Origin of the sequence: Microbacterium hydrothermale, assembly GCF_004854025.1 — a bacterium.
GTDB lineage: Bacteria > Actinomycetota > Actinomycetes > Actinomycetales > Microbacteriaceae > Microbacterium > Microbacterium hydrothermale.
The window spans coordinates 1-19032 of record NZ_STGM01000004.1; the positions used below are offsets into that span (position 1 = coordinate 1).

Sequence of the window (19032 nt, forward strand, 5' to 3'; positions counted from 1 at the left end):
TCGCCGTCAAGAAGTGCCGATTTCCGACAGACACCCCTCCGATCGCGGCGGGGTAGGTGGCCGAAGGGGAGGTCCCCAGCGCAAGAGTCGCCTGGGCCTTCCTGTTGACGGCGGCAGCGGCGCTCGCGGATGCAGCGGATGCGGCTACCGCGGTCAGTGTCACCACACCGCCGGTCGCCGGTGTGACGATGTCGGGAAGCGTCACGACACCGGACCCGTTGGTCACACCGCTGAAGGTCGTCGCCCCCGTCGGGTACACGAAGCCGTTCGGCAGGGTGACGGAAACGCTCACACCCGCAGCTGGTGCGTTGTTCCCCGTCGTCGTCGCCGTGATCTTCGCCCCCTTGATGCTCTGGCAGCCCACCGCCACGTACTGGTTCTGGTCGAACGCCAGGCGCAGTGACTCCGACGCCGCCGCATGAGCCGGAACCGCGGTGGCCATCATCACGACGGGGACGCTCCAAGCGGTCCCCGCGAGGATGGTACGGCGCGGCACCGACCAGTCGGCGCTGACGTCAGAGGCGACTTCGGGCACAGCACGGGAACGGTTTCTTGAGCTCTTAGACATCTCGGTTCTCTCCTCGGTACAACGCAGGGACTCCGAGGAGTAGAACAGCGATGCGTCGGACGGAGCGATGACGATGTCCGAATCCCGTTTCGACGTTCCGATTCCCGTGCGAGGGATTCGCGCAGGCGCAACCTCGCTCGAAGAGCACGGCCGGAGGCTGCGAGGAGGAGGTGATTCCCGCACATGGATTCTCGGGACTACGGGTGAATTGGCCACGCATTTGCGGCTCATCGACGGGCGGCAGCGCCGGGAGAACGAACCGAGAACGGCGATGATGACGCGTCCGGACAAGCAACGAAGGGATGCGCTCTGTGGTGGCTCTCAACAAAGCGACCCCCGACTTCGCGGACCCCCGCCCGTCCTCGATCGACCGTCGGGTGCACAGGCGGGGCACTCACGCGTACTCCTGGCTTCGGGACCATGGATGGCAGGCGGCCGGGTCGCAGCGCAGTGACGCCATGGTGTACGCCGACGAGATTCGAACCACCGGGATAATGGCACGTCGGCTGCATGCGAGCGTATTGACTCTTCGTCCCGTCGTGGAGCGAGGAACGACTCGCATGCTGTTTCTCCTCCAGGCCGAGGGCAGCACGCGAGTGGAGTTCAGCGATGGCAGCGCCACGACGGTCGAACCACTGGGTTACGTCGCCGCTCCCCTCACCGAGGTCGCGCTCGTAACCAGCGAGCGCCCGATAGCGCGCATCGAGATCGTGGCCGACCTCCCTCTCTTCCCCGCCGTCGGGATCCGTGTCGCTCCACCCGCCCACCGGATTGCGGTGGGTGCTCCCGCTTCGGCCGTGAACGCTCGGCCGTCACCGTCATCAGCCGCGTGGCATGTGATCAGCTCCGTCGTGAACGCCGTTCTCAACTCCGACCTGTCACCCGATAGCGCCGCTCTGCCACCGCTCGAGGTGTCTCTGCTGCACGCCCTCGTCTCGCTCGTTCTGGAATCTCGCGGAGCGGATGTTCCCGCCCGGCACGCCAGTCATCTTTCACACGCGCAACAGATCATCCAACGCAACGCCCACCACCCCGACTTCTCCGTGGAGAATCTCGCGGCGGCGATGAACATCTCCACGCGGTACCTGGCGCGGATCTTCCGCGAGGTGGGAACGTCGCCGGGGAAGGCGTTGCGGGCAGCTCGGATTTCTCGAGCTCAACTCGCACTGCAGGGAGGAGGAGCGCAAACCATTGGCGAAGCCGCCCATGCATCGGGCTTCTCCTCCGTCCGGGCGATGAAGGAAGCCTTCCGCCTCAGCGGTCTCTCTCTGGAGAGATGACCGTCGCGACGACCAAGGGAGATCGGCTCAGCCGCACGAGCCGTTCGCCTGCAGAGCAGGGTCGTTGAGCACTCCCCCGGCGATGTCGAAACCGGCCACCAGCGTCTGCCCCTGAACCGTCGCGGAGGTCAGGGTGAGAGCGGCGGGCAGCCGATCGGCGATGCAGAGCGATCGGGTTCCGAGGACGGCATCCGCGACCCCGCCGAACTGGGCACGGAGGGTGTCGGCGTCGATGGTGTTCCCGGCGAGATCGAACGACGCCGGAGTCAGGGTGATGTCGCCCTGACTCGCTCCCGGGGTGACGGCGACGCCCACGGGAACGCCGACGCCGAACAGCGAGAGCTCGCTCTGGAACGTGACCTCGGGGGCGGCGAGACCGACGGTTCCGGACGGGAAGTCGGGGATCTGCGCCAGGAGCGTGCGCAACTGGCCCTCGTCGAGTCGCACGGAAGCCGATCCGCCCGTCGCCGCGGCACCGCCGGACACGGGCACGCCCTGCATCTCGACGAGCACGTCGCCGGTGAGCGGGCCGAGCGTGACGTCGTCCGATCGCACCGACACGTCGTCGAGGCGACCGCTCAACAGCTGGGGCAGCACGATGCCGGCCACCGACACGTCGACCTCTTGACCGTCCGGGATGCCGACGTTCTTCACCACGAGGGATCGCACGGTGTTCGTGACGACCGATCTCGCGATGAACTCAGCCGCCACGACCGCTCCCGCCACCAGGACGACGAGCACGATGAGCACCGCGATCCAGCGACCTGAACGGCGGCGCGGGGCCACGGCCTCCGTCATCCGACTTACATCCGCTCCGGCGCGGAGACGCCCAGCAGGGTGAGACCGTTGCGGAGCACCTGACCCGTCGCGTCATTCAGCCACAGGCGCGTGCGGTGCACCGGCTCGACCGGGGCGTCGCCCTGCGGGATGACGCGGCAGTTGTCGTACCACCGGTGGTACAGCCCGGCGAGCTCCTCGAGGTAGCGGGCGACACGGTGCGGCTCGCGCACCTCGGCCGCGTAGGCCACGATGCGCGGGTACTCCTGAAGGGCGCCCAACAGCGCGGACTCGGTCTCGTGGTCGAGCAGCTCGGGGGCGAACTCCGACCGGTCGACCCCGGAATCAGCGGCGTTGCGGGCCACGTTGTGCGTGCGCGCGTGGGCGTACTGCACGTAGAACACCGGGTTGTCGTTCGTGCGCTTCTGCAGCACGTCGAGGTCGATGTCGAGGTTCGAGTCGGCGGAGCTGCGCGTGAGGGCGTAGCGAGCGGCATCCACCCCCACGATCTCGACGAGGTCCTCGAGGGTCACCACGGTTCCGGCGCGCTTCGACATGCGCATCGGCTGGCCGTCGCGCACGAGGTTGACCATCTGGCCGATGAGCACCTGCAGGTTGACGTTCGGCTCGTCGCCGAAGGCGGCGCACATCGCCATGAGGCGCTGCACATAGCCGTGGTGGTCGGCACCGAGCATGATGATGCAGCGGTTGAAGCCGCGCTCGCGCTTGTCGAGGTAGTACGCCAGGTCGCCCGAGATGTAGGCGGGCTGCCCGTCGGACTTGATGATGACGCGATCCTTGTCGTCGCCGAACTCGGTCGAGCGCAGCCAGGTGGCGCCGTCGGCCTCGAAGATGTGGCCGAGGTCGCGAAGCCGCGTGACGGCACGCTCGACCGCACCGGAGTTGTGTAGGTCGTTCTCGTGGAAGTACACGTCGAAGTCGACGCCGAACTCGTGCAGCGACTGCTTGATCTCGTCGAACATGAAGTTCACGCCGAGCTCGCGGAAGGCCTCCTGCTTCGCCGCCGCGTCGAGCGCGTCGATGTCGCCGTCGTACGCCGCGGCGACGCGCTTCGCGATGTCGCCGATGTAGGCGCCGCCGTAGCCGTCTTCGGGAGTCGGGTCGCCCTGGTGGGCGGCGACGAGGCTGCGGGCGAAGCGGTCGATCTGCGCGCCGTGGTCGTTGAAGTAGTACTCGCGGGTGACCTGGGCGCCCTGCGACGACAGGATGCGCGCGAGGGCGTCGCCGAGCGCCGCCCAGCGCGTGCCGCCGAGGTGGATCGGGCCGGTGGGGTTGGCGCTGACGAACTCGAGGTTGATGACCTCGTCGGCGCGCGAGTCGTTCGTTCCGAACGCCGCTCCCTGCTCGACGATCGTCTTCGCCAGGGCGCCGGCGGCCGCGGCATCCAGCCGGATGTTGATGAAACCGGGCCCGGCGACCTCGACGCTCGCGATGCCGTCGACGGACTCGAGACGCGCGGCGATCTCGCCCGCGAACTCCCGCGGGTTCGCACCGACCACCTTCGACAGCTTCAGCGCGGCGTTCGAGGCCCAGTCGCCGTGGTCGCGGTTTTTCGGACGCTCCAGCGAAAGGTCGGCCGCGGTCAGCCCCGCCGAGGAACCCTCTCGTCGAGCCTCGGCGAGCGGGGCGATGACGGCGAGAAGGGCTTTGGAGAGGGCTGCGGGATCCATAACCCCTCAAGTCTAGGCGGAGCAGGGTCATCCGCCGTCTGCGGGCATGACGCAGGAGAAACGGCGTCATCGACGTGTGTGGGACGCGTGGGCGCCGGGTCAGGGCCGGAACTCCTGCGTCGTGCACGCGTCACGGTGCGCGGGGGCCTTCGCGGCGCACGCCGACGGGCGGCAGCGCGGCGGGGCGAGGACCTCAGCCGATCTGAACCAGGGCTTCGTGATCGTCGGGGGTCGCGGCATCCGGGGCGTCCGCGTCGAGAACCGCGTCGACGTGCATGCGCTCGAGGCCGACGTACCCGCCGTGGTAGCTGAGGAAAGCGCAGTCGGCCGCGTCGCGTCCGGTGGCGATGCGCACGAGCGATCGGCGGTCGGCCAAGCGGGTGGCGTCGACGACGTACCAGGCGCCGTCGATGTACGCCTCGGCGACGGCGTGGAAGTCCATCGGCTCGAGCCCGGGCGCGTAACACGCGGCGTAGCGCGCGGGCATGTCCATCGCACGCAGGAGCGCGATCACGACATGGGCGTAGTCGCGGCAGACGCCCTGACCGGTCATGAGGGTCGTCACCGCACTGTCGGTGCCGAGGCTCAGGCCCGGCGTGTACGTCACCGTCGAGGCGACGAACGACGAGACGGCGGCCAGGAGTTCTTCGCCCGCGAGCCCGCGGAACTGCCGGCGCGCCTGGGCGAACACCTCGTCGGACTGGCAGTAGCGGCTGGGACGCAGATAGGTGATGGTCTCGAGGTCGCTCGTGCGGGGGGTCTGAGCGGCGCCGGACACGACGGCTTCGTAGCGCACCGTGAGCGGCCCGGGCTCACCGGTGACCCGGTGCAGACGCGAGCCGGACTGGTCGACGATCTCGGTCGGCGTGTACACGCGATCGCCCTGCGCGAAGGTCAGATCCTCGCTCAGCAGGGGCACGCCCTGGGCGGCCGTGATCTGGAAGATGAGGTCGACGGACGCCCCCAGGTCGAGGTCGAGTTCGGCGGTCACGCGGCGCGGCACCGGGCAATCCTCGCACGCGCAGAACGCCCTCGGCGCGCACCGCGCGAACCCGTTCCCGACGGATGCCGTCAGCCCGCGCGACACGACCCGAACGGCCCGACGACCGTGAGTGCCGCCGAGCCGCTGCGGCCCCCGACGACGGCGGTCACGGTCACCGTCGACCCCGGCGCAGCGGAGGGCTGCTGCAGGTCGAAGACCGTGGAGAACGACCCGGCCGCATCGGTCGTCCCTCCCACTCCACGCCCGCCGAGCGTCGCGGCGGCGACGTCTCGCCGGGATACCGGTCGCGGACGATGGCGAGATCACCCGCCCCGGCGCTCAGCCGTCTTTCTTGCCCGGACCCTGGCCCGAACCGGGACCGGTTCCGTCCTTGCCGCCGCCCTTGTCCTTCCCGCCACGATCGTCGGGCGCGCCCGGCGCGGGCTGCGACGGACCGCTCTGATCATCGTCGCCGGAGGTGTCGGCCGGCACGGTCGACTCGTCCTGCGGCTCCGGGTCGGTCGTCGGCGTCGGCGTCGGGGTGGGCGTCGGGACGAGGGCGGTGAGGTCCGCGCGGACCGTCGCGACGCGCGTCAGGATGCCGTCGGCCTCCTCCGCCGTGAGCTCACCGGCATCACGCCGCGCGGTGACATCGGCCTCGAGGGTGTCGAGGCCCGCCAGCGCCGAGGCGTAGTCGTCGGCCGCGGCCTGCTCGGCGATGGTCTGCACGTTCTGCTGCCACCCGTTCGGCGTCGCCGCCGGCGGCGTGCAGGCGGCGAACGCGAGCGTCGCGGCCAGGAGCAGCGCCGTCGCGGCACCGGTGCGTCGGATCACGGCCCGACCTCCTTCCACAGGTCTTCGACGTGCTGGTCGAGCGGCTGCGGGAGCGACGGGAGCGCGGGCTCCGCCGCCCCGCCTCCCCTTCCGGCGGCCACCGCCGCGGAGATGCCTCCCACCACCAGAACGGCGGCGACCACGGCGGCTGCGATCACGGCCTTGCGCGAGAAGCGGGGCCGCCGGGACTCCCCCGCGGCGGTGTAGACGCGTGTCGGCCCGGTCGCCTCCGTCCCCTCGGGGACGCGCGCGGAGGGTGCGACGACCTCGACGTGCGAGAGGGTGCGCAGCGCGACGATGACACCCGCGGCATCCGGTCTCTCGGCGGGATCGATCGCGGTCATGTGCGCGAGCACCTCGCGCCACGGCGCCGGGATCGACGCGGGGATGTCGGGGGGTGACACGAGACGAGCGGCGAGCGCCTCGTGCGGGGTGCGGGATCCGAACGGTCGCGACCCGGTGAGGGACTCCAGCAGCACCAGACCGAGGGAGTAGACGTCGCTCGCGGGTGCCGCCGGCATCCCTCGCGCCTGCTCCGGGCTCAGATAGGCGGCGGTTCCGATCACCGTGTCGGCGCGGGTCACCCGCGTCGCGCCGACGAGAGAGGCGATGCCGAAGTCGGCGAGGGTCGCCCGCGGCGTCTCCCCCGTGTGTGCGGCGGGTCGCATGAGGATGTTGGAGGGCTTCACGTCGCGATGCACGATGCCCCGGCCGTGGATCACGGCGAACGCCTCCGCGACCTCCCGGCCGATACGGGCTACCTCGGGACCGCGGAGGGGGCCACGGGCGATGAGGTCGGCGACGGTCGGACCGGCGATGAGCTCCATCGCGAGGTACGCGGGCGTCGCGTTCAGGCGCGCGTCGTAGAGGGTCACGAGCGAGGGATGCGACAGCGAAGCGAGCAGACGGGTCTCGGATCGCACACGCGCCACGTCGGACGGGTCGGCTCCCTCTCCGTCGATGATCTTGATCGCGAGGGTGCGCTCGAGGGCGGTGTCCACCGCCTCGTAGACACGCGCGTAACCACCCCGGCCGAGGAGCCGGCCGAGGCGGTAGCGGTCGTCGAACAGACCGTCGTCGGCCGGGTCGTAAGCGACGGTGGGTGTCGGTTCGGTCATGGATGCACCTCCGGGGTGACGACCCCGGCGGGGTTCAGACGAGGTCGTCGTTGGACGAGCGCGTGGTCGATCGGGTGACCTGAGCGCCCCCCACTCCTTCGGTGCGGGTGACCGTGTCGGTTTGCCGACGGCGCGCGAGCAGCACGACGCCGATCAGGAAGACGACGACGCCGGCTCCCATCATGATGTAGCCGATCATGCTCAAGCTGACATAGTCGTTGGGCAGGTTGACGGCGAAGGCGAGGATGGCGCCGATGACGAACAGCGCGATGCCGGCTCCGATGCTCATGGCAGGTCCTTTCGAAGGGAGGCCTCCAGCATCCCAACCCCGGGTCGGATACCGGCATGGTCTTGACAAGGGCATTCGCACACGCGCGGGACCCCTGCGCGGTCGAACGGACCGCTTTCACCCGCCCGTCGAAGCGATGCACGGAATCGATCGTGTCCCCGAACCGGCAGACTCTCCGCGATGACTCGCGAACGCCCCCCGCTCACGCGCGACCCGGACCACCTCGACCTCGACGCGCTCGGGGCGTCCATACGCGTCGATCTGAGCGCGTCGGCGCCGGGCGACCGCGAACGGATCGCCCGCGCGTGGTCCGGCGCGACGCGCGAGGATGATTCCTCCCCCGTCGCCGTCGTGCGTCCGGACCCCTCTCTCCCCTTCGACGAGGCCGCCGCCGCGCTCTCGACGCGAGTGACGCTCGCGGCTCTCGCCGCCCGGCGCGGGGACCTGTGGATGGTGCACGCGGCCGCCGTCGCGGACGACGAGGGGCGGGTCGTGCTGTTCTCGGGACGCTCGGGGATGGGCAAGACGACCCTCATGTCGCACCTGGCGCGCGACTACGCCTACGTGAGTGACGAGAGCGTCGGCGTCGCCGCGGATGGTCGCGTCCTGCCCTACCGGAAGCCGTTGTCGATCATCGATCGCACCGACAGTGCGAAACGTCAGGCCTCGCCGCGCAGTCTGGGGCTGCGCGACCTGCCGACGACCGCCTCGCTCCGTCTGCACGCGATCGTCGTTCTCGACCGGGATCCGCTGTGCACGGCCCCTCGCGTCGAGGAGCTCGAGATCACGGACGCGATCAGCGCGATCGCACCGCAGTGCAGCTACCTCGCGGAGCTCGCTCACCCGCTCGCGACGTTGACCGGACACGTGAGCGCGGTGGGCGGAGCTCTGCGACTGCGCTACCGCGAGGCCAGCGAGGTCGTTCCGCTCGTCGCCGGCCTGCTGGCGTCGCACCGCCCGCGGTCGCCCCTGCCGGTCGCGGCGCAGCACGTGGGTTCACCCCGCGATCCGGCCGGTTACGTCCGCACTCCGGTCGTGGATGCCGTGACCATCGGGGGCGATCGTCTCGCTCTGCTGCGGCGCGGCCCGCACGACGAGACCGCCATCCACCTGGTCGACGGCATCGGTCCCGCTCTCTGGCGCGCCGCGGACGGCGCGTCGTTCGACGAACTGCTGTCGGCGGTGATCGAGGAGCACGGCCGACCGCCGCACAGCGACGCGCGCGCCGCCGTGCGCACCGCGGTGACAGCCCTCTGCGATGCCGGGCTGATGACGGCGCCCGCGCCTGAGACCCCGTCGCGCGCCGAGCCGTGACGATCGCGGCGTCGATCGTCGCGTCGATGGTCACGTCGACGACGCGCCCGACCGCGGGGTGAACCGGCGGGTGAAGCAATGGGCGCGCCGCCGACGGTCCGGCGCGTCGCCGTGTCAACCCGATGCCTCCTCGGGGGGAGTCGGTGTGTCCTGGTGCCATGAGCCAGAACGACGTGACGACCAGATCGAACCGCGGCCAGTGGGAGAACGCGGTCGAAGGGCGACCGGAGCTGTCCGCCAGCTTCTCGAGCCGTGAGGAGGCGATCGACCAGGGCCGCGCGACCGCCGACGAGCTCGGGTCGCGGCACATCGTCGAGGACGCGGAACCGACCGGGGCGCCGACCGACGAGGGCTGATCGCCGGATCACACGACAGAGGCCGCGGTCACCGACCGCGGCCTCTGTCACACGCGTGCCCCCGACAGGAATCGAACCTGCGACCTTTGGTACCGGAAACCAACGCTCTATCCCCTGAGCTACGGAGGCGGACGGGTCCAGGCTATCACCGCGTCGGAGGCCGACCCGACGGGCCGAGCCGGCGCCGCGGAGCCGATGCCGCGGAGCGATCGGCCCGCGTGGGGGCGCCGGTCCGCGGCATCCGGATCATTCGCCGCCGATGACGCCGATGCCGCTCGCCTGGTGGTCGGCGTTCGGGTCGTCGGCGGACGGTGCCTTCGAGGCCTCGTCGACGTCGTTCTCCTGGCTCGGCTTGACCGTGGGGTCGTCGGCCAGGTCGGAGCCCTCGTCGGGCGAGGTGTTCTGCGGGTCGCTCATGGTGTTCCCTTCGTCGAGGGGTCCAGCCTCGCAACCGCGGGCCGCCGGGCGCACCGGGTTGACCGGTTCCGCGAGCGGCCCTAGGGGCGGAAGATGCCGCGGACGCGTCGCGTGAGAGGCAGGTGCAGCAGAACCTCGCGGCCGTCGACGTCGACGGTGACGACGGAGCCTCCGAGACCCCGCCCCGGCGACGGCCCGACGTCGGAGCGGACGTAGGCCTCGGCGACGTCGACGTAGACCGCGAGCAGGCGAGCACTTTGATCCTTGGACGACGAGGCGTCCACCAGCTGCATCCGGTGCCCCGTGTCGGTCTCGACCGAGAACCACCGGGATCCCGGCGTGGAGACGAGCGCCCACCGCGAGCCCCGCGAGAAGCGCGCCCACGCCGCACCGTCGCGCAGCTCGGTCACGACGTCGAGATCGGCCTGGGCGACCACGAGCACCTCGAGCATCGCGAGGGCCTCGGCCGCCGTGACGTAGTCGGCGCGGTCGGCGCTCAGCCCACCCCACTCGAACCTGCGCTCGCCCATGTCGCCGCCTTCCTGGCACCGAGCGTAACCCCGCCCGCCGCCGGTCCGTACCGCCGCGAACGAACCTGAAAGCGGGCTGGGAGAAGCCCTACGATGAGCGCATGCTGACCTCATCGCCGTCGTCGATCACCGACCAGACCTCGATCTTCGCGCTCAGCGCGTCCAACTCGCTCATCGCCCTCGCGATCTACGTGCTGATGGTCGTCGCGCTCTGGCGCGTCTTCCGAAAGGCCGGGCACGCGGGCTGGCTCGCGATCATCCCGATCGTCAACCTCGTCGTCATGGTGCGCATCGCCGGTTTCTCCGGCTGGCTGACGCTGCTGTACCTCGTGCCGATCGTGAACGTCGTCTTCCACGTGATCGTGCACCTTCGCGTGGGCCGGGCGTTCGGCCACGGCTGGGTGTTCTCGCTGTTCCTGCTCGTGATCTTCTACGTGATCGGCTACCTCGTGCTCGGATTCAGCGACGACAGATACCGCCCCGAGCGCCTGGCCTGACTCCGCAGCGACCCTCAGGCGAGGCGCAGCCGATCGTCGGGGTGCAGGGTGCGCAACGGCACCGACCCGTCGACGATCGCGCGCAGGGCGCGGGGGCTGACCTCGAGCTCCGCCGAGACGCGCTCCACCTCCGCGCCGGAGGAGAGAGCGCCGCGCAACGCCGCCTCCGCGGCATGGGCGGCCTCGGCCACATCGTCGGCGGAGCTGCGTACGAAAGCGGCGAGCTTCGCCTGCGCGTGACGGATGCTCCGGCGCTGGCGCTCACGGCGGTCGGCGAGGTCGAGGGCGGGGGCGTTTCGCGGCTGGTCGGGCGACATGATCTCCACTCCGGGGGAAGCGTCCGGCTCGCGCGGCTGCGAGCTCCCCTCCAGCCTCTCCGACCCGCGGGCGCGGCACATCATCCCTGAGGACGATATTGCGACCGGGGACGACGGATGCCACGACCGCGCGTTCGCGATCGTGGCATCCGTTCTCAGTCGCCCTTCACGTTGACGATCTGCCGCAGCGTGTGCCGCACGGTCACCAGGTCGGCGGCATCCGCCATCACCCGGTCGATCGGCTTGTACGCCTGCGGGATCTCGTCGATGAAGGCGTCGGTGTCGCGGTACTCGATCCCCGCCATGGCCTCACGCAACTGCTCGTGCGTGAAGGTCTTGCGCGCGGCCGACCGCGAGTACTCCCGGCCGGCGCCGTGCGGAGACGAGTTCAAGGCCATCGCGTTGCCCCGCCCCTCGACGACGTACGACGCGGTGCCCATCGACCCCGGGATGAGGCCCGGGCGACCGGCGTCGGCCATGATCGCGCCCTTGCGCGACACCCACACCTGCTTGCCGAAGTGCCTCTCGGACTCGGTGAAGTTGTGGTGGCAGTTGATCCGCTCGCGCTCTTCGACCGGGGCGTCGAGGAAGCGACCGAGCTGGTTCGCGACGCGGTCCATCATCTCCTCGCGATTGAGCAGGGCGAAGTGCTGCGCCCACCGCAGCTCGCGGATGTACCGGGTGAACTCGGGCGTCCCCTCGACCAGGTAAGCCAGGTCGGGGTGCGGAAGCTCGATCCACCACTGCTTCGCGAGGCGCTGCGCGACCTTGATGTGGTGCTGCGCGATGCGGTTGCCGACCCCGCGGGAACCGGAGTGCAGGAACATCCACACGTCGTCGTTCTCGTCGAGCGAGATTTCGATGAAGTGGTTGCCGCTGCCCAACGATCCGAGCTGCTGCCGCCAATGGCCGGCGTACGACGCGGGGTCGAACTCCGCCTTCTCGGCGAGGGCCTCGAGCTCCGCGACGCGCGGCTCGGCGGTCGCGACGATCTTGCGGTTGTCGCGACCGGCCGAGAGCGGGATGGCGCGCTCGATCTGCTGCCGCAGCTCCGCGAGCTCGCGCCCGTCGAGGTCGGAGGCGTGGAACTGCGTCCTGACGGCGATCATGCCGCAGCCGATGTCGACCCCGACGGCGGCCGGCATGATCGCGCCGAGCGTCGGGATAACCGAACCGACCGTCGCGCCCAGGCCCAGGTGGGCGTCGGGCATGAGGGCCAGGTGGGGGTGGATGAACGGCATGGTCGCCGAGGTACGGGCCTGCTCGATGGTCTTGTCATCGATCAGGCTCGCCCACGACACCAGTCGTTCGGTGAGCTTCTGCATGGATCCTTTCCTTCGTGTGGTGCGATGACGCGCGATGAGTGAGCCTCCGTCGGGGCACACTCCCCCACTCGCGTGGAAAGAGGAACGCCCTGACCTGACGGTGCGGGGCGTGAGAAGACGGGTGTCTAGACGACCGGCGCCGGAGGGTACGACGAGAGGAGGAACGGCAGGTACTGCTCCTGCTTCCCCTGCTGCTCAGCGCGGCGATCGCGGTTCGCGGTCATCGTCTCGTCTTTCCTCGGCTCCCGTGCCGATCGGCACAGGCTTGCGAACATAACGGATGCCGCGAGCTCGTCGCAAGAGCCGCGGCATCCGATCACTACCGAAGGACCGGGATTCACCCGGACCGGCGCCTCACGCCTGGGTGGGCTGGTCGAAATCCCAATCGATGGGCTCGTCGTCCTCGTCGTGCGGGTCGGTCTCGACCGCACGGAGGTGCGGGCGGGGGAAGAGCCGGTGGTTCTTGAGGTCATCGGCCGCGTGGGAGAAATCCGGTTCCTCCTCGTTCCACTCCATCGGGGCGGAGAGCACGTCGTTGCCCACTCCGATGACGAGTTCGGCCTGCGCCACCTTCTTGTCGTCCGTGACGATGGGGATGCTGACCGCCTCCGCCTGACCCTCTTTGGCCACGGCCGCCGTCAGCTCGATGAGCGACGCGGCGACGTCGTCGGTGGTCATCACGGTCTCGCCGGCATAGGTCACGCATCGCATGAGTCCACCCTGACGATGATCGGCGCACGCGGGGGGCGGGTTGCCACGGCATCCCCGGTGGGATACGGCTCAGTCCCGCCGCTGGGCGGAGCGGAACATCGCTTCGTCGAGTTCGAACCAGACGGCGCGCACGGTGTCGAACTCCGCGAACCGCTCCGGCTGCGGGTCGGTGAGGGAGAGGCGGTAACCGCGAGGGAGATCATCCACGTGCTGTCCGTCGCGCGGGCCGCCGACGAGCACGTAGATCACGGGGAATCGACCGCCGGCTTGTCGACGGCGACACCGTCGACGGCGTCGCTCATGCGGTGCAGGAACGCGACGACGGCCGCCGATTCTTCGGGCGTCATGTCGATCACCGCCGCCAGCATGCGGTCGTGCATGTTGCCGAGCGTCTGCCGCACTTCGGCGTGGGCGCGCGGCGTGGCACGGATGAAGATGCTGCGGCGGTCGTCGGGGTTCGCGGTGCGCGTGACGTGTCCGGAGCGCTCGAGGCGGTCGAGGATCGCCGTCGTCGACGCGGTGGACAGGCCGAGATACCGGGTCAGCTCCCCCGGCCGCACCTGCCGCGAGGCGTCGCGCAGCAGATAACGCAGCACGAGCAGTTCGTTCTCGCCCATCGACATGGAATCGCGCGTACGACGGCGCATGGCCACCTCGGCCGCGCGGTAGATGCGCAGCGCTTCGAGCACGGCTTTGCTGCGTCGCCGACGGTCGGACGGCTCGTCGCCGTACCAGTAAGTGACCTCTTCGGTGGATCCCGTGGGCGTGAGTCCGCGGGACGTGGTTTCGACGTCTGTCATGACACACTCCTCCCCGCTCTTCCGCCTGACTATACAACGGAAATAATAGTTAGACAAACTAGTTACTAAGCGAGTATGTTCTACACACAGCTAATCGCTAACGAAGGGAGTTCCCATGGGCCAGTTGTTCTACGGCACGTCCACCGAAGCCGTCGTCATCCCCGACCGCCTTCTCTCTCACCTCAAGGTGGTCACGACCACCAAGCTCCGCCGCAGCGAGAGCTTCACCCTCACCTGGACCCACGTCGACGGCACCCCCGGCCGCTCCACCCTCTGGCTGCAGCCGGCGATCCCGCTGCGCTTCGTCTTCGACTCGGCTGAGCCCGAGAGCCTCGACGCGGCGACGCTGAGGAACATGGCCGACATGGCCAACTCCTCGGCCGGCCTGATCGTCGACCTCACCGCCGAGATCCCCACCGCAAGCGCGTCCGCGCCGCGCGTCGCCCCCGCCCGCACCGCGACCTCGTCGCGCCCGCGCTCGCTGTCGGTGGCCGCCTGACATGAGTGCACCCACGCTCCCCCACTCCGCCCCGGTGGTCACCGCCCGCGTCCTGTGGGCGAAGGTCGACACCGGCTTCTGGGTCGCTCACCGCGGCGGCGAGTACGACGGCTGCGTCGACGCGGTCGCGGGAGGATACGTCTCACGCGACGCTCACGGCGTGCCGATCGGCCGGTACGACAGCCTCGACGCCGCCAAGGCGTCGCTGCGCTCGACGACCCACCCCGCCAACGAATCGCGTCGCCGCCGCCTCGAGCGCGCCTCGCTCCTCGCCGCGACCGCCGTCGGCGGGACCGCCCTGGCTTTCGCGCTCACCGCGGGCGCCCTGGCGCCGTACCTGTGAACGACATGCCCGAGCTGGAGCTGCGCGACGACGCGGACGACTTCGAGGATGCCGCGAGCGCGGAGTTCACGGCCCGTTACGGCGTCACCCCGCTCTGATCGTCCACCCCCTGGACGCGCCGCATCCCTCGTGACACGGTCGGCGGACCACAGACGGACGGAGACCCCGATGAGCAACGACCACGACCGCAGCGCCGACGCCCCCGACGAGACGTCGAACGGCGCGGGCAGCGAATCGCCCGACGAAGGCGCCGCGGCCCAGCAGGACGCCGACGAGGCGGCCACGACCGACGACTCGCCCGCGGGCGACATCGGCTGACCAGACGAAGACGAAGGCCGGCGCCGGATCACGGCGCCGGTCTTCTCGGTGGGATCAGAACGCGTACCGCACGCGGCAATAGGGCAGCTTCTGCGCGATCAGGTCGGTGAGGGCCGCCACGCTCTGGGCTTTAAGCGGATGCCGGTACCGGACATTCACCGCACCGTTCTGCGATCGCTTCTCTTCTTGCACCGTCGGCGTCCACAGGAGTTCTTCGCCCCTCGGATGCCAGCCGAGATTCACCTCGTGCAGCGCCTCGTTGTGCGTGAGGAAGATCACCTCGCAGGCCAGTTGCGCCTTGGCCCGGGCGTGCAGTGCCGCGTCGAGCTGCTCGAAGAGCTCGGCCCAGTCCGCGAGCCACGTCGGCGTGAGGATGACCGGGGAGAAGTTGACGTGGACCTCGTAACCCGCGTCGACGAAGTCGTTGATGGCGGCGATGCGCTCCGCCATCGGGGAGGTGCGCAGGTCGGTGACCCGTGCCGTGCCCGCCGGCATGAGCGAGAAGCGGATGCGCGTGCGCCCCGCCGGGTCCCACTCGAGGAGGTCGCGGTTGACGAACTTCGTCGCGAACGAGGCCTTCGCGGTCGGAATCATTCGGAACAGGTCGCACACGTCACGGACGTTGTCGCTCAGCAGTGCGTCGACCGAGCAGTCGCCGTTCTCGCCGATGTCGTACACCCACGCGTCGGGATCGCACTGGTTGGGCTCGGTCTTCGCCCCTCGGGCGGCGACGTGACGCGCCAGGTGGCGACTGATCTGATCGATGTTGGCGAACAGCGTGATGGGGTTGCTGTAGCCCTTGCGCCGCGGCACGTAGCAGTACGCGCACGCCATGGCGCACCCGTTCGACAACGACGGCGCGATGAAGTCGGCGGAGCGCCCGTTGACGCGGGTGACGACGCTCTTCTTCACACCCAGCACGAGGGCTTCGGTCTTGATGCGCACCCACCGGGCGACGTTGGTCTCGTCGCCGTGCACCTCGGGGATCTGCCAGTGCGAGGCGATCGGCACGATGTCGGCCTCGGGCCAGCGCGCCACGATCTCCCGCCCGCGCTCCAGCTCGAGCGCGGCGTCCTCCGCGTAGATGCGCGTGACGCGCAGCAGATTCTCTCGATCGACGGCCATCGTCCCGTTCTACTCCGGGGGTCCGACATCGGCGCCGGCGGGAACCGGCTGACACCGGGGGCACCACCACGTGCGCCGCTGCTCCGGGTCGTTCGCGACCTCGTCGCGCACCCGAACCCGCGTTCCGCAGCGCAGGCAGGCGCGACCCGCGCGACCGACGACCCAGTGCGACGCCCCGCGACGACGATCGCCCGTGGTCACCTGATACATGCCCGGCACGGTCGCCGACACCCGCAGGCACCGCGCGGCGAGCGCCACGAGCGCGTCGAGATCGGTCGCCCCGATCGGCGCGAAGGGATGGATGCCGCGCAGGAACGCGAGTTCGTTCACCCACAGGTTGCCGAGCCCGGCCATGCCGCGCTGATCGAGCAGCGCCGCGACGACGGGTCGGTCGGGCCGGGCGGCGAGCCGGCGCACCGCCTCCGCGGCATCCCAGTCGTCACGCAGCGGGTCGGGACCGAGATGGCCGATGACGTCGCGCTCGTGCGTCGTGGGCACCAGCTCGACGACGGGGAGATCGAGACCCCAGACCTCCCGCCCGTCGTCGAGACGCATCCGGACGCGTGCCTTCTCGCGCGCGGCGGTCGGGAGCGCGCGGCCGGGCATCGTGATCGTCCACGACCCCTGCATGCGGAGGTGCGTGTGCAGGGTTTCGCCGCCGTCCAACCGCGTGAGCAGGTGCTTGCCGTGCGTGTCGTAGCCCAGGATCGTGCGACCGCCCAGCGCACGGCCGGCCGCGTTGCCCGCGCGCAGCTCGCCGTCGCGCACACGGGCGCCCGTCGTCGCGGCATCCAGACGTCGACGGAGGCGGTAGACGCTGTCTCCCTCCGGCACGTCTAGCGCGCCGCGGAGAAGAGCTGATCGTCGCGCGGAGCGAGGTCGGGGCGCAGACGCGTGCCGAACTCGTGCCGCAGCGCGCTCAGCGCCGCCTGCCACCCGGCCAGTCCGTGCACCCCGGGGCCCGGGCTCGTCGACGACGAGCAGAGGTAGACGCCCTTCATCGGCGTCCGCCACGGATCGGGGCGGTAGACCGGGCGACCGAGCAACTGGGTGAAGGTGGGCGCTCCGGCCGAGATGTCGCCCCCGGGGAAGTTGGGGTTCCACGCCGCGATGTCGACCGCCGTGCGCGAGGTCGAGGCGAGGATCGTGTCGCGGAAGCCGGGGGCGAAGCGCTCGATCTGCCGCACGACCGCCTCTTCGCGGTCGGCCGGACTCCCCGACGGCACGTGGGTGTAGGCCCACAGGACGTGCTTGCCGGTCGGCGCGCGGGTGGGATCGAACAGCGTCGGCTGCGCCGCCAGCACGTACGGGGCGTCGGGGAGCTCGTCGCGCGCGACGGCGTTCTCGGCCGCGGCGATCTCGGCGCGCGTCCCGCCCACGTGGATGGTCCCCGTCAGGCCGATCTCGGGGGTGGTCCACGGCACCGGCTCGGACAGCGCGAAGTCGACCTTCGCCACACCCCCGCCGTACCGGAACCGCTGGAGCGCCCGGCGGTAGGCCGCCGGCACCCGCTCCCCCGCGAGGCGGAGGAGCGCGCGCGGAGTGGTGTCGAGCAGCACCGCCCGGGCCGGTGGCAGCTCGGCGAGAGAGGTCACCTCGACGCCGGCGTGCAGAACCCCGCCGTGCGCGCGGATGTCGGCGACCATCGCGTCGGCGATCGCCTGACTGCCCCCGACCGGGATGGGCCACCCGCGCCCGTGCCCGTAGGTCGCCAGCACGAGGCCGGCCCCTCCGGCGGCGAGGCTCGGCTGGTGCAGGATCGTGTGCGCAGAGACGCCCGTGATGAGGCTCGGGACGACCTCCTCGCGGAACCGGGCGTTCCACCACGGGCCGCCCTGCTCGAGCGCCCGGACGCCGAAGAAGAACGCCGCGAGCGGGTCCCCCGGCACCCGCAGCAGCGCGTTGCCCGTGAAGTCGGCGACACCGCGCAGGTGATCGACGAGGGGGCGCATGAGCCGCTCGTACGCGCGGCCGTCGACCCCCAGCCCCTCGGCCGCCCGCGCGAGGTCGCGGAAGGCCAGGCCCGCGCGCCCGCCGTCGAGCGGGTGCGCGTACGAGACCTCGGGGACCACGAACGGCACCCGACGCTCGAGCCCGAACTCGCGGAAGAACCACGACTCGAGCGCGAGGGGGTGCACCGCCGACCCCACGTCGTGGTGGAAGCCCGGCAGGGTCAGTTCCGCGGTGGATGCCGCTCCGCCGAAGGTCGACGACTTCTCGTAGACCGCCACGGACAGACCGGCCCGCGCCAGGGTGACCGCGGCGGCCAGGCCGTTGGGACCGGAACCGACGATCACGGCGTCGTAGTGCTCGCTCATCGCTGGATCGGTTCTCCCTCGGCGGTCGATTCGCGCCCGATCGCCTCGGCGCCGCCGTCGGTGCCGGGGGCGCCGCCCTCGGCGAGGTAGGCGAGGCGGTGCAGGGTCTCGGCGTTGCGCCAGCGGGTGATGGCGTCGAAGACGGTGTCGGGGAGCAGCCGGGTGGGACCGGTGACGGGCTCCTCCTGGATGCGCACGACGCACCCCGCGCCGCGCGCTTTCACGTCGATCGCGACGCGCGCGATCCCGATCGGGCCGCCGTGGGGCTCGAGCACGGCCCGCCGTGGCGGGTCCCACACGCGCATCACCGTGGTGTCGTCGACGACCATCGGCCAGGATCCGAACGAATGGTGCAGCGTCGCCCCCTCCGCGGGCCAGGAGGCGCCCACGTCGCGCATGCGCGAGGTGCCGACGACCCACAGCGGATAGAGCCAGCCGTTCGCGAGGACGCGGAAGACGTCCTCCGGAGGGCAGTGCAGCAGACGGACGTTGCGGGCCACGGGTCGCTCCTCGTCGTCGTCTCGGTACAGGCGGATGCCGGGGCATCACCCCCGACAGCGCTTACGCTACGGTCCACCCCCGACACCGGTCGCGGTGGTTGCGCCCCGGCTCCGCGGCCGGTA

26 protein-coding genes and 1 tRNA gene are annotated in these 19032 nt (G+C 70.5%); 7 read left to right on the plus strand and 20 right to left on the minus strand.

All coding sequences use genetic code 11. The annotated features are described in order from the left end of the window. Positions 1-535 (minus strand): hypothetical protein (locus FB047_RS09230; RefSeq protein ID WP_136586915.1); only part of this gene is annotated, 535 nt, incomplete at its 3' end. 593 nt (positions 536-1128) lie between these two features. On the opposite strand from FB047_RS09230, the gene FB047_RS09235 reads away from it, so the two are divergent. Continuing rightward, positions 1129-1848, plus strand: a complete 720-nt coding sequence (locus FB047_RS09235; RefSeq protein ID WP_167494198.1) for an AraC family transcriptional regulator — start codon at positions 1129-1131, stop codon at positions 1846-1848. A 27-nt stretch (positions 1849-1875) separates the two neighbouring features. Here FB047_RS09235 and FB047_RS09240 read toward each other — a convergent pair whose 3' ends face one another. The 7 genes from FB047_RS09240 to FB047_RS09265 all read right to left on the minus strand — a co-directional run bounded on the left by FB047_RS09240 (position 1876) and on the right by FB047_RS09265 (position 7539). Further along, positions 1876-2646, minus strand: coding sequence for an LmeA family phospholipid-binding protein (locus FB047_RS09240; RefSeq protein WP_136586917.1), 771 nt, complete (start codon positions 2644-2646; stop codon positions 1876-1878). Positions 2647-2651: 5 nt separating this feature from the next. Further along, positions 2652-4316 (minus strand): arginine--tRNA ligase, encoded by a 1665-nt coding sequence (argS, locus tag FB047_RS09245; RefSeq protein WP_136586918.1) that lies wholly within the window; start codon positions 4314-4316, stop codon positions 2652-2654. Between the two features lie 193 nt (positions 4317-4509). Next, the gene (locus FB047_RS09250) at positions 4510-5319 is read right to left on the minus strand and encodes a transglutaminase-like domain-containing protein (RefSeq protein ID WP_136586919.1); all 810 of its coding nucleotides are present in this window, start codon (positions 5317-5319) and stop codon (positions 4510-4512) included. Positions 5320-5387: 68 nt separating this feature from the next. Then, on the minus strand, positions 5388-5555 hold the full coding sequence (locus FB047_RS16905; protein WP_167494199.1) for a hypothetical protein: 168 nt from the start codon (positions 5553-5555) through the stop codon (positions 5388-5390). Between the two features lie 82 nt (positions 5556-5637). Further along, positions 5638-6132: a hypothetical protein gene (locus tag FB047_RS09255; RefSeq protein WP_136586920.1), complete on the minus strand. Its 495-nt coding sequence runs from the start codon at positions 6130-6132 to the stop codon at positions 5638-5640. Next, entirely contained in the window at positions 6129-7250 is a 1122-nt protein-coding gene (locus tag FB047_RS09260; RefSeq protein ID WP_136586921.1) for a serine/threonine-protein kinase, read from the minus strand. Before FB047_RS09260 ends, FB047_RS09255 begins: the two co-directional genes overlap by 4 nt. A gap of 34 nt (positions 7251-7284) precedes the next feature. Next, positions 7285-7539, minus strand: a complete 255-nt coding sequence (locus tag FB047_RS09265) for a DUF6458 family protein (RefSeq protein ID WP_136586922.1) — start codon at positions 7537-7539, stop codon at positions 7285-7287. Positions 7540-7719: 180 nt separating this feature from the next. Here FB047_RS09265 and FB047_RS09270 point away from each other — a divergent pair, with 180 nt between their 5' ends. Together FB047_RS09270 and FB047_RS09275 are read left to right on the plus strand one after the other, a co-directional pair. Then, on the plus strand, positions 7720-8853 hold the full coding sequence (locus FB047_RS09270; RefSeq protein ID WP_136586923.1) for an ATP-binding protein: 1134 nt from the start codon (positions 7720-7722) through the stop codon (positions 8851-8853). A gap of 158 nt (positions 8854-9011) precedes the next feature. Further along, positions 9012-9209 (plus strand): DUF2188 domain-containing protein, encoded by a 198-nt coding sequence (locus tag FB047_RS09275; protein ID WP_136586924.1) that lies wholly within the window; start codon positions 9012-9014, stop codon positions 9207-9209. A 56-nt stretch (positions 9210-9265) separates the two neighbouring features. Here the strand turns inward: FB047_RS09275 and FB047_RS09280 are convergent. The 3 genes from FB047_RS09280 to FB047_RS09285 all read right to left on the minus strand — a co-directional run bounded on the left by FB047_RS09280 (position 9266) and on the right by FB047_RS09285 (position 10156). Beyond that, positions 9266-9338 (minus strand) — tRNA-Arg (locus FB047_RS09280). Positions 9339-9455: 117 nt separating this feature from the next. After that, a complete protein-coding gene (locus FB047_RS16910) occupies positions 9456-9626 on the minus strand; it encodes a hypothetical protein (protein ID WP_167494200.1) in 171 nt (56 codons plus the stop codon). Between the two features lie 80 nt (positions 9627-9706). Beyond that, the gene (locus tag FB047_RS09285) at positions 9707-10156 is read right to left on the minus strand and encodes a hypothetical protein (RefSeq protein ID WP_136586925.1); all 450 of its coding nucleotides are present in this window, start codon (positions 10154-10156) and stop codon (positions 9707-9709) included. Between the two features lie 101 nt (positions 10157-10257). Here FB047_RS09285 and FB047_RS09290 point away from each other — a divergent pair, with 101 nt between their 5' ends. Next, on the plus strand, positions 10258-10653 hold the full coding sequence (locus FB047_RS09290) for a DUF5684 domain-containing protein (RefSeq protein WP_205822865.1): 396 nt from the start codon (positions 10258-10260) through the stop codon (positions 10651-10653). 14 nt (positions 10654-10667) lie between these two features. Here FB047_RS09290 and FB047_RS09295 read toward each other — a convergent pair whose 3' ends face one another. The 5 genes from FB047_RS09295 to FB047_RS09310 form a co-directional block, all read right to left on the minus strand. Next, on the minus strand, positions 10668-10979 hold the full coding sequence (locus tag FB047_RS09295; RefSeq protein ID WP_167494201.1) for a hypothetical protein: 312 nt from the start codon (positions 10977-10979) through the stop codon (positions 10668-10670). A gap of 146 nt (positions 10980-11125) precedes the next feature. Further along, positions 11126-12295 (minus strand): RtcB family protein, encoded by a 1170-nt coding sequence (locus FB047_RS09300; protein ID WP_136586927.1) that lies wholly within the window; start codon positions 12293-12295, stop codon positions 11126-11128. Between the two features lie 354 nt (positions 12296-12649). Continuing rightward, complete coding sequence (locus FB047_RS09305; protein WP_240752707.1) at positions 12650-13006, minus strand: hypothetical protein; 357 nt, start codon at positions 13004-13006, stop codon at positions 12650-12652. Positions 13007-13075: 69 nt separating this feature from the next. Further along, complete coding sequence (locus FB047_RS16915) at positions 13076-13213, minus strand: hypothetical protein (protein ID WP_167494202.1); 138 nt, start codon at positions 13211-13213, stop codon at positions 13076-13078. 38 nt (positions 13214-13251) lie between these two features. Beyond that, positions 13252-13806 carry a MarR family winged helix-turn-helix transcriptional regulator gene (locus FB047_RS09310; RefSeq protein WP_136586929.1) on the minus strand — a complete coding sequence of 185 codons (555 nt, stop codon included), beginning with the start codon at positions 13804-13806 and terminating at the stop codon, positions 13252-13254. Positions 13807-13921: 115 nt separating this feature from the next. Between FB047_RS09310 and FB047_RS09315 the strand changes: the two genes are divergently transcribed. The 3 genes from FB047_RS09315 to FB047_RS16920 all read left to right on the plus strand — a co-directional run bounded on the left by FB047_RS09315 (position 13922) and on the right by FB047_RS16920 (position 14966). Next, positions 13922-14305, plus strand: a complete 384-nt coding sequence (locus FB047_RS09315) for a DUF7882 family protein (protein WP_136586930.1) — start codon at positions 13922-13924, stop codon at positions 14303-14305. 1 nt (position 14306) lies between these two features. Next, positions 14307-14648 carry a hypothetical protein gene (locus FB047_RS09320; protein WP_136586931.1) on the plus strand — a complete coding sequence of 114 codons (342 nt, stop codon included), beginning with the start codon at positions 14307-14309 and terminating at the stop codon, positions 14646-14648. A 168-nt stretch (positions 14649-14816) separates the two neighbouring features. Beyond that, a complete protein-coding gene (locus FB047_RS16920; protein ID WP_167494203.1) occupies positions 14817-14966 on the plus strand; it encodes a hypothetical protein in 150 nt (49 codons plus the stop codon). A gap of 54 nt (positions 14967-15020) precedes the next feature. Here FB047_RS16920 and FB047_RS09325 read toward each other — a convergent pair whose 3' ends face one another. Genes FB047_RS09325 through FB047_RS09340 form a run of 4 tightly spaced genes read right to left on the minus strand, consistent with a single transcriptional unit; the run spans position 15021 to position 18909 of the window. Next, the gene (locus FB047_RS09325; protein WP_136586932.1) at positions 15021-16091 is read right to left on the minus strand and encodes a spore photoproduct lyase family protein; all 1071 of its coding nucleotides are present in this window, start codon (positions 16089-16091) and stop codon (positions 15021-15023) included. Positions 16092-16100: 9 nt separating this feature from the next. Further along, positions 16101-16925 carry a DNA-formamidopyrimidine glycosylase family protein gene (locus tag FB047_RS09330; RefSeq protein WP_136586933.1) on the minus strand — a complete coding sequence of 275 codons (825 nt, stop codon included), beginning with the start codon at positions 16923-16925 and terminating at the stop codon, positions 16101-16103. 2 nt (positions 16926-16927) lie between these two features. After that, positions 16928-18409: a phytoene desaturase family protein gene (locus tag FB047_RS09335; protein ID WP_136586934.1), complete on the minus strand. Its 1482-nt coding sequence runs from the start codon at positions 18407-18409 to the stop codon at positions 16928-16930. Continuing rightward, complete coding sequence (locus FB047_RS09340; protein WP_136586935.1) at positions 18406-18909, minus strand: SRPBCC family protein; 504 nt, start codon at positions 18907-18909, stop codon at positions 18406-18408. Before FB047_RS09340 ends, FB047_RS09335 begins: the two co-directional genes overlap by 4 nt. Between the last annotated feature and the right edge of the window lie 123 nt (positions 18910-19032).

What these genes read in the sequence shown, in the direction of transcription:
- FB047_RS09235 (WP_167494198.1), top strand. Translation starts at nt 1,129, where the DNA reads ATGCTGTTTCTCCTCCAGGCCGAGGGCAGCACGCGAGTGGAGTTCAGC.
- FB047_RS09240 (WP_136586917.1), bottom strand. Translation starts at nt 2,646, where the DNA reads ATGACGGAGGCCGTGGCCCCGCGCCGCCGTTCAGGTCGCTGGATCGCG.
- argS (WP_136586918.1), bottom strand. Translation starts at nt 4,316, where the DNA reads ATGGATCCCGCAGCCCTCTCCAAAGCCCTTCTCGCCGTCATCGCCCCG.
- FB047_RS09260 (WP_136586921.1), bottom strand. Translation starts at nt 7,250, where the DNA reads ATGACCGAACCGACACCCACCGTCGCTTACGACCCGGCCGACGACGGT.
- FB047_RS09265 (WP_136586922.1), bottom strand. Translation starts at nt 7,539, where the DNA reads ATGAGCATCGGAGCCGGCATCGCGCTGTTCGTCATCGGCGCCATCCTC.
- FB047_RS09270 (WP_136586923.1), top strand. Translation starts at nt 7,720, where the DNA reads ATGACTCGCGAACGCCCCCCGCTCACGCGCGACCCGGACCACCTCGAC.
- FB047_RS09275 (WP_136586924.1), top strand. Translation starts at nt 9,012, where the DNA reads ATGAGCCAGAACGACGTGACGACCAGATCGAACCGCGGCCAGTGGGAG.
- FB047_RS16910 (WP_167494200.1), bottom strand. Translation starts at nt 9,626, where the DNA reads ATGAGCGACCCGCAGAACACCTCGCCCGACGAGGGCTCCGACCTGGCC.
- FB047_RS09285 (WP_136586925.1), bottom strand. Translation starts at nt 10,156, where the DNA reads ATGGGCGAGCGCAGGTTCGAGTGGGGTGGGCTGAGCGCCGACCGCGCC.
- FB047_RS09290 (WP_205822865.1), top strand. Translation starts at nt 10,258, where the DNA reads ATGCTGACCTCATCGCCGTCGTCGATCACCGACCAGACCTCGATCTTC.
- FB047_RS09300 (WP_136586927.1), bottom strand. Translation starts at nt 12,295, where the DNA reads ATGCAGAAGCTCACCGAACGACTGGTGTCGTGGGCGAGCCTGATCGAT.
- FB047_RS09305 (WP_240752707.1), bottom strand. Translation starts at nt 13,006, where the DNA reads ATGCGATGCGTGACCTATGCCGGCGAGACCGTGATGACCACCGACGAC.
- FB047_RS09310 (WP_136586929.1), bottom strand. Translation starts at nt 13,806, where the DNA reads ATGACAGACGTCGAAACCACGTCCCGCGGACTCACGCCCACGGGATCC.
- FB047_RS09315 (WP_136586930.1), top strand. Translation starts at nt 13,922, where the DNA reads ATGGGCCAGTTGTTCTACGGCACGTCCACCGAAGCCGTCGTCATCCCC.
- FB047_RS09320 (WP_136586931.1), top strand. Translation starts at nt 14,307, where the DNA reads ATGAGTGCACCCACGCTCCCCCACTCCGCCCCGGTGGTCACCGCCCGC.
- FB047_RS16920 (WP_167494203.1), top strand. Translation starts at nt 14,817, where the DNA reads ATGAGCAACGACCACGACCGCAGCGCCGACGCCCCCGACGAGACGTCG.
- FB047_RS09325 (WP_136586932.1), bottom strand. Translation starts at nt 16,091, where the DNA reads ATGGCCGTCGATCGAGAGAATCTGCTGCGCGTCACGCGCATCTACGCG.
- FB047_RS09335 (WP_136586934.1), bottom strand. Translation starts at nt 18,409, where the DNA reads ATGAGCGAGCACTACGACGCCGTGATCGTCGGTTCCGGTCCCAACGGC.